Origin of the sequence: Accumulibacter sp. (assembly GCF_029255285.1) — a bacterium.
In the GTDB taxonomy this organism is placed as follows: Bacteria; Pseudomonadota; Gammaproteobacteria; order Burkholderiales; family Rhodocyclaceae; genus Accumulibacter.
The window spans coordinates 22,053-34,329 of the sequence record NZ_JAPUVI010000021.1; the positions used below are offsets into that span (position 1 = coordinate 22,053).

Sequence of the window (12,277 nt, forward strand, 5' to 3'; positions counted from 1 at the left end):
CCTTCAGGAATCGGGCGCCGCCACCGCTGGTGGCCGGTATTCCAGCAGCGCGCGCAGCGCTTCGGTCTCGGCCGACGGCCGGACGCCGAAGTAACGAGCGAGGGCGACGCGGCAGCGGTGGTAGACGCGCAGCGCTTCGGCCACCTTGCCTTGGCGGTACAGGCAGTACATCAAGCCGAGATAGAGCGCCTCGCGGCGCCGGTCGATGTCGACGATCGCCCGCTCGTAGAATTGGCTCGCCTCGACGACGGCGCCGGCGCTCTCGAGTCGCGACGCGAGCCCGGCAATCGTCGTCGCCACGCGCTCGCGCAAGTCGTCGCGCGTCTCGCTCGTCCAGGCGGCGCGTTCCCGTGCCAGGAAGTGGCCGCGGTAGCACGCGAGGAGGTCGCGGCCGCGGGCAACTACGAGCGCCACCGGCGGCGCGTCGGCCCCGTCGAGCAACTGGCGAATGTGGTGCAGCAGACGCTGGCAAGACCAGAGATCGACCCAGCATTGGGCGTTGTCCAGGGTCAGGCAGCGGTCCGTGACCTGTAGCGCGTCCGCTTGCCCGAGCAGGCGGCGCAGGCGGGAGAGGTTGATGTCGAAAGCGGCGCGACCTCCTTCGCTCTTGTCCTTGCCCGGCTGGCCGGCGCCAGCGCCGTTTCCCTCGACACTGCCGTCTTCTTCCCGCTTACCCCACAGATCGCCGATCAGATCGACGATCGGAACGTCGCGCCCACCGCGAGCGATCAGCGCGCGCAGCAGTTCGAGCGGTTTCGCCTGGCCCGCTCCGGCGACCGGGCGATCGTCGACCTGCAGACCGAAGCGGCCCAGCGTGTGGATCCGGATCGGCCACGGCCAGCATTCGATGTCGAGTCCCGGCGCATTCAATTCGGTCTCGTCCTTCGGTGCTTTCAGCCTGCGACAACGAATCAGGCGGCGGGCGAAGTCGGTCACGATGCCGTGCTGGAGAGCGAAAGCGCACAGCCGCGACATCACGCCGGGGCGAAAGTAATGGTGCGTCAGATAGTCCTCCGCCAGGCCGACCGTGAAGGCGCGCCGCAGCGCGGCGGCGCACCGGGCTTCGTCGCCCGTATCGAGTACGAACACGGCTTCGGCGAGATCCACCTGGTAGGCGAAGATCGGGCTGTCCGTCGCCCGGCCATAGGCGCGGACCGCTTCCAGCAGCGGCCAGGCTTCGCCCGTCCGGCCCAGGGCGTGCAAGGCCTCGGCGCGCGTCAGTCGGCCCAGAACGTGCTGGTGAGGGCCGGCATAGCGGTCGGCCATCGCCAGCGACTGGTCGACGGCAATCAATGCCGCCGCCGCGTCGCCGGAAAAGTGTTCGCTCATCGCGGTGAGAAAATAGAAGTGCGCAACGTCCACGCGGCGCCGCGGATCGACGACCTTCTCGAGCCGTTCGAGCGCCAGTCGGGCACGCGGCAGTTCGCCATCGTTGAGCCAGCCATAGACCTCGAGCGCGCCGAGGAAAAAATCCCACATCCGCAAGCCGTGGTCGCGCGCCAGTTGGCTGCCGCGCAACGCGGCGGCCGCACACTCGTCGCCGCGCCCCTCGCTCCAAAGCTGCATGGACTGGATCGCCTGCCACAATGCACCATAAACCGGCGGCAGGGCGGTGCCGGCCGGGGGCTCGAGCGCTCGCTTCAGGCGATCGAGCGCGCTCTTGCGGCGCACGCAGACGGTGTGATGAATCTGCAGGTTGCCGCCGAGGACGAGGCGCTCGATCGGGTCGGCAGAGTTTTCGATGATGTCCAGCAAACGGTCGGCCCAGCGGTGTATCGCCGGGTCCTGCGGACGGCGGAACATCAGCGCGCCGAACAGGCTGGCGGCGAAGCGGCTGGCGAGTGCCGGGGGCGGCGCGCCGAAATCCCGCTGCAAGGTATCGGCTTCGTCCAGCCAGGCATCCAGCGGGCGGAAGTCGGCCCATTCGAAGCAGATCAGGTCCACGCAGGCCGACCAGGCGCGATAGGCGCCGTCGGCCAGCCGCCGTTCGCGAAAACGCCGATACGCTCGCTCAAAGCTCGCTTGCGCCTTGGGCGGGGAGAAGTGAAGCTCGGCTTCGCCCTGCCAGTAGCCAAGCCACGGGTCGGCGTCGCACCGCGTGGCCGGCAACGCCTGCAGCCAGTCGGCCAGGGTGCGTTGCCAGCCGCGTCCGACCAGCGCTTCGGCCTGGTCGAGCACCAGTCCTTGCAACTCGTCCCAGTGCTGACCGGCGATCAGCAGTTGCGCCGCGGCGTCGGGGTCGTCGTCGGCGGCCAGCAAGGCGGCGGCGCGGCGCCGGAGCGCGGCCAGTTCGGCGGCCGTCAGCTCGCTTTTCGTCCGATGCTGCAGGAACTGGCGCAGCAGGGGGTGGAACTGGTAATACCTGTCGGCGCCGCTGCCATGTCGCGTGGTCAGGTTGCCGTCCTGATGCAGGGCTTCGAGCAGCGGCAAGGCGGCCGAGTCGCCGCAGAGCGCCGGCAGTATCGCCACCCGCATGCGTGGCAGATGGGCCAGGGCGAGCAGCAGGCGGCGGGCGGCGGGCGGCTGACGGGCGAATACTTCGCTCGCCAGGTAGTCGAACAGCGGCGCCTGCTCGGTCGGCGCGAGTTCCGGCCGCGCCGGCGCGTTCGGCGTTTCCAGTTGGAGCAGCAGGCGAAGGGCGGCCGGCCAGCCGGCGGTGATCCGGTGCAGGGCCTGCATCTCGGCCAGCGAGCGCGTTTGCGCCGCCGGTCTGGCCAGTCGCTGCACGGCCAGGGACTCGTCTTCGGTGAACGGCAACTCGTCGGGGTGCAGCAAGGCCAGTCCGCCATTGGCCACCAGGCGCGAAAACTCGGCCGGCGGCGGACGGCGGCTGGCGACGAGGAGTCGCGAGCCGCGCGGCAGTTCGTCGATGGCGGCCAGGAGCAGCTGACGGAAAGGCTCCGCGGCGAGCGCTTCCTGGGCGTTGTCGACGACCAGCGTGAGCGGTCCCGAAATCTCGCAATAAAAATCCGCCAGATAGCGGTGGAGCAAACCTTCGAGATCGGCCACCGGAAGTCCGTTGAGCGAACCGACGCCGAGCATCGCCGAGCGCAGACTCCCCGCCGCGGCTCCCGCTCGCGAGGCCAAGGCGTGGCAGAAAACGGCGGCATCGGCGTCGGCGCGTTCGATCTGATACCAGATGGGCGTGATCTCCCGGCGCGCGAGGTAGTTGGCCATCAGCGTCGTCTTGCCCGCCCTGGCGCAGCCGGTGATCCAGGCGGCGGATGAGTCGAGCGCCCGGTCGAGACGTTCTTATAACCGGCCGCGATGCACTACCCGCGGTAGCCGCGGGGGACTCAGTTTGGCCACGCGCAATCCCTCCCCCAGCGCCGGTGGAAACGGAGCCTTCGATCCCCCTGCGGCTCCCCTTCGGGATTCTACCCGGAGCACCCGGTTTGGCAAGCGCCACGAGCGTCCGGCCCGCCCGCCGCGCGGCGGCGGCTACGGACCGGCGGAATCGCGTCAGGGGTAGTCGACGCTGACGCCGTCGCTGCTCAACCATTGGCGCAGCGCCAGCAGCAACTCGTCTTCGGCGCGCACCCGGTTGGCGTCGCCGAGGGCCAGTTCGCAGGTGGCGTCGCCGTTGCAATACGCGATGCGCACCAGGCAATCGCCCGGCGTGTAGGGCGCGAGCAGCGTGCGCAGGCGTTGCGCGACGGCGCGCGCGCCGCCGCTGGCCTGGCCGTTGAGCGACAGGCGCAGATGGCGGGCAAAGCGGCCGCGCGCCTCGGCCAGCGTCAGCAAGTGTTCGGCGATGACGCGCACGCGCCCCTCGCCGGCAAAGTCGTCGCGCTGGACGCGGCCTTCGACGATCAGTACCTCGTCGATCTTGATCTTGGCCCGTTCGCTTTCCAGCAGCTCGTTGAACACCGAAACCTCGAGCGAGCGGCTGCCGTCGTCGAGCTGAACGAAGAGCATCTTGCCGCGCGCCGTGAGCTTGCTGCGCAGGCCGACCACCAGGCCGGCCAGCCACTGCGTCTCCTTGCGGGCTTCGAGAGTGGCCAGACTGCCGCGCACGAAATGCGACACCTCGGCCCGTACGCCATGGAAGGGATGGCCGGAGAAGTAGAAACCGAGCGCCAGCTTCTCTTCGTTGAGCTTCTGCCGTTCGCTCCAGCGGACGGCCTCGACGTAGGACGGAGCGTGCCCGCTCGCCTCGTCGCCGCCGCTTTCGAAGACGTCGAACAAGCTGACCTGCCTGGCGTTGCGCTCGGCTTGTTCGGCCGCCTCGATGGCGATGCCGACCGAGGCGAGCAAGCGCGCGCGATGGTCGTCGAGCGAGTCGAAGGCGCCGGCGCGGATCAGCGCTTCGATCGTCCGCCGATTGACCAGCCGCTTGTCGACCCGCCGGCAGAAGTCGAACAGATCCCGGAAAGCGCCCGCCGCCCGACGTGCCTTGAGGATCGCGGCGACCGCCTGCTCACCGGTGCCCTTGACGGCACCCAGGCCGTAACGCACGGTGCCGCGGTCGACCGGCGTGAAGCGGTAGTCGGAAGCATTGACGTCGGGAGCGAGGAGGCGCAGGCCGTTGGCGATCGCATCGTCGTGGAAGATCTTGACCGCGTCGGTGTTGTCCATGTCCGACGACAGCGTCGCCGCCATGAAGGCGGCGCAATGATGCGCCTTCAACCAGGCGGTGTGATAGGTGACGACGGCGTAGGCGGCGGTATGCGACTTGTTGAAGCCGTACTCGGCGAACTTCTCCATGAGGTCGAAGAGCTGCATCGCCAGCTTTTCGTCGTAGCCCTTCTTCCGGGCGCCGTCGCGCATCAGGTCGCGATGCAGCGCCATTTCCTCGGCCTTCTTCTTGCCCATCGCGCGGCGCAGGAGGTCCGCCCCCCCAAGCGTGTAGCCGCCGATGATCTGCGCGATCTGCATCACCTGTTCCTGATAGACGATGACGCCGTAGGTCGGCTCGAGGCAGGCTTTCAGATCGTCGATGTAGTAGTCGATCTTCTGCTGCCCCTTCTTGCGCAGGATGAAATCGTCGACCATTCCCGAACCGAGCGGCCCCGGCCGGTAGAGCGCGAGCACGGCGATGATGTCCTCGAAGCGGTCGGGGGCCAGCTTACGGACCAGCTTCTTCATGCCTTCCGATTCGACCTGGAAGATCGCCGTCGTGTTGCCGTCCTTGAGAATTTGGTAGGCCTGCGGATCGTCGAAGTCCATGGTCGCCAGGTCGGGGCGCGTACCGCTCAGTCGTTCGACATAGGCCAGCGCCAGTTCGATGATCGTCAGGTTGCGCAGGCCGAGAAAATCGAACTTGACGAGCCCGATCTTCTCGACGTCGTCCTTGTCGAACTGCGACACGACCGCGCCGCCGTCGGCGGAATAGACCGGGCAGAAGTCGGTCAGCTTGCCGGGAGCGATCAGCACGCCGCCAGCGTGCATGCCGACGTTGCGCGTCAGATCCTCGAGGCGGACAGCGAGCGCGAAGAGGTCTCTCACTTCTTCCTCTTCGTCCAGCCTCGCCTTGAGTTGCGGTTCGGCGGCGATCGCCTTGGCGAGCGACAGCGGCTTGTTGGTCTCGACCGGAATCAGTTTGGAAAGCTGGTCGCAGAAATTGTAGGGCAGGTCGAGAACCCGTCCGACATCGCGAATGACCGCTTTCGACGACATGGTGCCGAAGGTGACGATTTGCGAGACCGCCGCCGCGCCGTACTTCTGGCGAACGTACTCGATGACCCGCCAGCGGTTGTCCTGGCAGAAGTCGATGTCGAAGTCGGGCATCGACACCCGCTCGGGGTTCAGGAAACGCTCGAAGAGCAGCGCGTAGCGCAGGGGATCGAGGTCGGTGATGCCGAGCGCGTAGGCGACGAGCGAACCGGCGCCCGAGCCGCGCCCCGGGCCGACCGGGCAGCCGTTGTGCTTGGCCCAGTTGATGAAGTCGGCGACGATCAGGAAGTAGCCGGGAAAGCCCATGGCGACGATGGTGTCGGTCTCGAGCCGCAAGCGGGCGTCGTAGGGCGGGCGCTCAGCGGCGCGCCGGGCGGGGTCGGGAAAAAGCTGCTGCAGGCGGACTTCGAGGCCGGCCGCCGCCTGCTGACGAAGAAAGTCGTCGAGCGTCACGCCGGGCGGCGTCGGGAAGTCCGGCAGGTAGCTCTGGCCTAGCGTGATCTGGAGATTGCAGCGCTTGGCGATGTCGACCGAATTGGCCAGCGCGACCGGCAGATCGGCAAACAGGGCGAGCATTTCGTCGGCCGACTTGAAGTACTGTTCCTCGGTGTACAGGCGGGGGCGCCGCGGGTCGCCGAGCATGTAGCCTTCGGCAATGCAGACGCGCGCCTCGTGCGCCTTGAAATCGTCGCGCTCGAGAAACTGGATGGGGTGCGTGGCGACCAGCGGCAGGCCGAGTTCGGCCGCCAGATCGACGGTCGCGTCGACCAGCGCCTCCTGCTGCGGTTGCCCGTAGCGCTGCACCTCGAGGTAGAAGGCGCCGGGAAAACGCCGCTCCCAGTCCAGCGCCCGCCTCACCGCCTGCTCGCGGTGGCCTTGCAGCAGTGCTTCGCCGACGTCGCCGGCGGCCGCTCCGGAGAGCGCGAGCAGGCCGTCGACGCCGACCTCGTCGAGCATCCGGCGCGTGATTTCGGCGCGGCCACGGACGCGGGGCGCGAGATAGGCGCGCGAGAGCAGTTCGCAGAGTTGCAGATAGCCTGGTCGCGAGCGGCAGAGCAGGAGCAGACGGTGCGGGCGATCCGGGTCGGCCTCGTTGGCGATGAACACGTCGCTGCCGAGCAACGGCTTGATTCCCTTGCCGCGAGCCGACGAATAGAACTTGACCAGGCCGAAGACGTTGCCCAGATCGCCCAGCGCCAGCGCCGGCATGCCGCAGTCGGCGGCGCGGGCGAGCGCATCGTCGAGGCGGACGATGCCGTCGGTGACCGAGTACTCGCTGTGCAGACGAAGATGAATGAACGACGCTTCGGGCATCCGGCTAGCTGTCTACCCAGTCGATGATCGGCTGCCACTGTTCGAGATCTCTCGCCGCACGCGAGGCGGAGAGGTCGAACATCGTCATCCCGTGCATCGCCGTCTGCACGTAGAGCTGAGTGTTGCGCAGGTAGGTGAGTACCGGCAGGTCGAATTTCTCGAGAAACCGCTCGAGTTCGGCCGCCGAGCGCGTGCGCGGGTCGACGCGCATGCCGACCACGGCGACGAAGGCGTGTTCGTTGCGCACGGCTTTCTCGGCCAGCAAAACCTCGAGGAAATGGCGGGTGGCCAGCATATCGAAGAGCGACGGCTGAACCGGGACGAGGACGCGATTGACCTGCTTGACGACCGTATCGAGCGCCTTTCCATGCAGGGCGGCCGGTGTGTCGAGAACGACATGCGTCGTCCCCTTCGGCGGCTTGGCGGTTTTCCCCGGCTCGATTTCCCAACTGCGGATCTTGGGCAGGATCGACGGCCGCAGGTTGAGCCAGTCGCGCGACGACTGCTGGCGATCGACGTCGCCGAGCATCACGCGATGTCCGCTGCGAGCCAGATGGCCGGCGAGATTGATCGCCAGCGTGGATTTCCCCGAACCCCCCTTTGGATTGGCAATCAGAAAGGATTTCATTCTTGTTTTCCCCGGTCTGGGTTCGTGCCGAGCCGGTGCAGCTCGGCGCGAACCAGGTTGATGTGTTCGCGCAGAGTGTAAAGCAGATCGCTGAACGCCAGTGGAATCTTGAGCGTGCTGGCGGCGTGCTCGATGCGGTCGAGGCGCTCGGCGTACTGTCCGGCGAGAGTGGCGTCGAAGCGGTCGCGCAGTTCGTTCTCGAGGAACTTGAGGTCGCCGTAACAGCGGAATATCTTCGCCCGCACACGCCAACTGTAGATCGTCGGCGCGAACTTCAAGAGCGGCAGCGACAACATGAAAAGCGGCACGAGCATGACGAACAGGCGCTCGACGAGAACCGCCAGCCAGAAAGGCAGATAGCGTTGCAGGAAGGGCGGTCCGGAGCGGTAGTAACGCGCCGCTTCGCCGGACAGCGGAAAGCTCTGGTCCTTGTAGGCCGGGAACTCGCCGGCGCGCTGGAAGAAACCGCCCTTGCCGTTGACTTCGGTCATCGCCTGCAGCAGCAAGCTGAGCAGCGCCGGGTGGAGGTCGTCGCGCACGATCACGTTGGCCGTCGTCGCCAGCAGAACGGCGTCGCGCGGCGGCACGTGCCGCACCAGACTGACCACGCCGCGCGGCAGCACCACCTTGGACAGAAACGGGAAGAGCCGCAGGTAGGCGTCGGCCTGGCTGAAACTCAGCACCTGCAGTCCCGGCGAACGCAGCAGAACCTGGACGACCGGCGCCTCCTGCGCGGCGACGATGAAAGCCGCATCGATCTCGCCCTTCTGCAAGGCCTCGGCCGCGGTCAGCCCGGCCAGCGGCAGAAGTTTCGGGTCGTCGGCGCGGATCTCGTTGGCCTCGAGCAGTTGCAGCGCCAGCCCGCGGATGCCGCTGCCGTCCTCGCCGACGGCGATCCGCCGACCGTCGAGCTGGTGCAGCTTGTCGATGCGCTGCTCGCCGCGATAGAACACCCAGACCGGCTCGTAGGCGACGCTGCCCAGCGAGCGCAGGAAGCCGGCGTCGCCCTCCTCTTCCTCCTCATCGTCGGCTTGCCGGGCACCGGCCGACGGACGGATGCCGCCCTGCACGAACGCGACATCGGCCTCGCCCCGCTCGAGGCGTTCGAGGTTCTGGTGCGAACCGGCCGACGTCCGGATGTCGAGCGTGATTCCCTTGGCGGCCAGCAACGTCGCGTAGCGTTTGGCGTAGGCGTAGTAGGCGCCGGTCTCGCTGCCGGTGGTGATGGTCATCCGCCCCGGTGGCGCCGGCTCGACGAACTGATAGGCGACGAGCAGACCGAGCGCGCTGATCAGGACGATCGGCCAGGCCGTCGCCAGCAGGTAGCGGAGAGCGATCAGCCTGGCGCGCAGGCGATCCATCAGGGAAGGAGGACGGTCGACCCGGTATGCTTGCGCGCCTCCAGGTCACGGTGCGCGCCGGCGACTTCGGCCAGCGGGTAGGTCTGGTGAACCTCGATCCTTACCTTGCCGGCGCCGACGACATCGAACAGTTCGGTACCCAGGGCCAGAAGATCCGAGCGCTTCGCGGTGTAGTGCATGAGCGTCGGCCGGGTCAGGAACAGCGAGCCCTTCTGCGACAGCAGCAGCGGGTCGAAGGGCGGCACCGGCCCGGAGGCGTTGCCGAAGCTGACCAGCATGCCGCAGGTTTGCAGACTGTCCAGCGAGCCGGCAAAGGTATCCTTGCCGACGCCGTCGTAGACCACGCGCACGCCAGCGCCGCCGGTGATTTCGCGCACTCGCCGGGCGAAATCCTCGCGCGTGTAGTCGATCACATGGTCACAGCCATGCGCCATGGCGAGCGCGGCCTTGGCCTCGTTCGACACCGTGCCGATCACCGTCGCGCCGAGCGCCCTCGCCCACTGGCAGGCGATCAGACCGACGCCGCCGGCCGCGGCGTGGATCAGCACCGCGTCGCCGGTCTGCACGTGACAGGTACGGCGCAACAGGTAGGCACTGGTCAGACCTTGCAGCATCATCGCCGCCGCCGTCTGAAAATCGATCGCCGGCGGCAGTTTCAGCAGGCGATCGGCAGGCAGGCAGCGCACCTGGCTGTAGGCACCGACCGGACCGCCAGCATAGGCAACGCGATCGCCGGGATGGAATTCGCTGACCGCACTGCCCACCGCCTCGACGACGCCGGCCGCTTCGAGGCCGAGACCGCTCGGCAGCGGCAGCGGATAGAGGCCAGTGCGGTGGTAGACGTCGATGTAGTTGAGGCCGACCGCGGCGTGGCGGACGCGGACTTCGCCCGGCGCCGGATCGGCGACCTCGACTTCCTCCCAGGACAGGACTTCGGGCCCCCCGGTGCGGTGCATACGAATGGCGAATGGCATGGCGATCTCCTCGGTTGATGGGGTCGTACAGTCTAGTATTCCGCCCGCTTTTTGAGCAAGTGGAAAAAAAGTCCTTGCCGGCGGCCGTGCGGGCCATTACTCCGGGCCTCGTCCACAGGCTTATCCACACAATCGGTGGGTTTCCGGGATGGCCGCCGCGGGCCGCGGTCAGGCGGGAAGCAGGCGCGCAAGGTCGAGTGCCAGCCACTTCACACCGGCCGGGCCGAAGTTCACCTGCACCCTGGCTTGCGGACCCAGTCCCTCGCTGGCGACGATGACGCCGAGGCCGAAGCGGGCGTGCCGTACGTTCTGACCGATGCGCAGGCCAGGGTTCGCCGCCGGGGCCGGCCAGCTGGGGCTGGAACTGGCGGCGGCGGCGGCCGACCACCGGCCGCCGACGGTGCGGGGCTTGATCCGGCGCAGCAGTTCGGCCGGCAGTTCGTCGAGGAAGCTCGACGGCAGGCAATAGCGGGTCTGGCCATGCAGCAGGCGGGTCTGCGCATATGTCAGATAGAGCCGGCGGCGCGCGCGCGTCACGGCGACGTACATCAACCGGCGCTCCTCCTCCAGGCCGGCCCGCTCCTGGGCCGAGTTCTCGTGTGGAAAGAGCCCCTGTTCGAGGCCGGTGATGAAGACGACGTCGAACTCGAGTCCCTTGGCGGCGTGCACGGTCATCAACTGCACCGCGGCTTCGCCTTCGCCGGCCTGATGCTCGCCAGCCTCGAGCGAGGCGTGCGCCAGAAACGAGGCGAGCGGCCCACCGCGCCGCGCTTCGTCGTCGCCGCTCGGCGCACCGTCTTCGGCGAGGAAGGTGGTCGCCGCATTGATCAGCTCGTCGAGGTTCTCGAGCCGTTCCTGGCCTTCCTTCTCGGCCAGGTAGTGGCGGCGCAGTCCGCTCTGCTCAAGCAGGTAGTCGACCACTTCGGGCAGCGGCAGATCGCGCGTTTCGGCGCGCAGCGTCTCGATCAGCGCGACGAAGCGGGCGACCGACGCGCCGGCCTTGCCGGCCAGGCTGGCGGCCGCGTTGTAGAGGCTCGAGTTGGCCCGTTGCGCGGCATCCTGCAAGGCTTCGAGACTGCGCGTCCCGATCCCGCGCGTCGGGAAGTTGACGACGCGGGCGAACGCCGTGTCGTCGTCCGGGTTGGCGATCAGGCGCAGGTAGGCCAGGGCATGCTTGATCTCCTGCCGGTCGAAGAAGCGCAGGCCGCCGTGTACGCGATAAGGCAGGCCGGCAGTGAATAACTGGTGTTCGAGGACGCGCGACTGGGCGTTCGAACGATAGAGCAGCGCGATCTGCTCACGCTCCATTCCGTCCCGCAGCAGCGCCGCGATCTCGTCCACGATGAAACGCGCTTCGTCGAAGTCGGACAGTCCTTCGAAGACACGGATCGGTTCGCCAGCGCCGGCCTCGGTCCATAGCTGCTTGCCGAGACGACCGACGTTCTGCTTGATCAGCGCATTCGCCGCGTCGAGGATGTTGCCGTGCGAGCGATAGTTCTGTTCGAGGCGAATCACGTTCGCCAGCTCGAACTCGCGTTGCAGGTCGGCCATGTTGCCGATCTCGGCGCCACGGAAGGCGTAGATCGACTGGTCGTCGTCGCCGACGGCGAAAACACAGGCGCCCGGAACTTCCGGAGATACGGCACCGTGCCCGGCGAGCAGCTTCAGCCAGCTGTATTGCAGCCGGTTGGTGTCCTGGAACTCGTCGACCAGGATGTGCCGGAAACGCGCCTGGTAGTGCCGGCACAGCGGCTCGTTGCGCTGCAGCAACTCGTAGGAGCGCAGCAGCAGCTCGGCGAAATCGACCACGCCTTCACGCTGGCATTGCGCTTCGTACTCGGTGTACAGCTCGACGCGACGGCTGGTGAAGTAGTCGTAAGCCTCGGCCTGCGCGGCGCGAATTCCCTGCTCCTTATGCGCGTTGATGAAATGCATGAGCTCGCGCGGCGGAAACTTCTGATCGTCGATGGCGAGCTTCTTCAGCAGGCGCTTGATGGCCGACAACTGGTCGGCCGAATCGAGGATCTGGAAGGTCTCCGGCAAGCCGGCGGCGCCATGGTGCGCGCGCAGCAGGCGGTTGCAGAGGCCGTGGAAGGTACCGATCCACATGCCGCGCGTGTTGATCGGCAGCATCGCCGCCAAGCGCGTCTGCATCTCCTTTGCCGCCTTGTTGGTGAAGGTCACCGCCAGAATGGCCGACGGAGCCGCCTGTCCGGTCGACATCAGCCAGGCGATGCGCGTCGTCAACACGCGCGTCTTGCCGCTGCCGGCGCCGGCCAGGATCAGCGCGTGCTGCGCCGGAAGCGTCACGGCGGCGTATTGCGGCGGATTGAGATGGGCGAGCAGATCGGACATCGAACAGGATTCCCGGTGAGAGGCGGCGC

Annotated in this window: 6 protein-coding genes; all 6 read right to left on the reverse strand. The window is 67.5% G+C overall.

Annotation, left to right across the window (positions count from 1 at the left end; translation table 11 throughout):
- Window positions 1-3: 3 nt before the first annotated feature.
- Entirely contained in the window at window positions 4-3,177 is a 3,174-nt protein-coding gene (locus tag Q1M07_RS01245; protein WP_300449500.1) for a BTAD domain-containing putative transcriptional regulator, read from the reverse strand.
- Between the two features lie 285 nt (window positions 3,178-3,462).
- Complete coding sequence (dnaE, locus tag Q1M07_RS01250; protein WP_300449503.1) at window positions 3,463-6,930, reverse strand: DNA polymerase III subunit alpha; 3,468 nt, start codon at window positions 6,928-6,930, stop codon at window positions 3,463-3,465.
- A 4-nt stretch (window positions 6,931-6,934) separates the two neighbouring features.
- Window positions 6,935-7,558, reverse strand: a complete 624-nt coding sequence (locus Q1M07_RS01255; protein WP_300449506.1) for a ParA family protein — start codon at window positions 7,556-7,558, stop codon at window positions 6,935-6,937.
- Window positions 7,555-8,919: a TAXI family TRAP transporter solute-binding subunit gene (locus tag Q1M07_RS01260; RefSeq protein ID WP_300449509.1), complete on the reverse strand. Its 1,365-nt coding sequence runs from the start codon at window positions 8,917-8,919 to the stop codon at window positions 7,555-7,557. The genes Q1M07_RS01255 and Q1M07_RS01260 overlap by 4 nt, the downstream gene beginning before the upstream one ends.
- A complete protein-coding gene (locus Q1M07_RS01265) occupies window positions 8,919-9,893 on the reverse strand; it encodes a quinone oxidoreductase (RefSeq protein ID WP_300449512.1) in 975 nt (324 codons plus the stop codon). Before Q1M07_RS01265 ends, Q1M07_RS01260 begins: the two co-directional genes overlap by 1 nt.
- A 168-nt stretch (window positions 9,894-10,061) precedes the next feature.
- The gene (locus tag Q1M07_RS01270) at window positions 10,062-12,248 is read right to left on the reverse strand and encodes a UvrD-helicase domain-containing protein (RefSeq protein WP_300449515.1); all 2,187 of its coding nucleotides are present in this window, start codon (window positions 12,246-12,248) and stop codon (window positions 10,062-10,064) included.
- Between the last annotated feature and the right edge of the window lie 29 nt (window positions 12,249-12,277).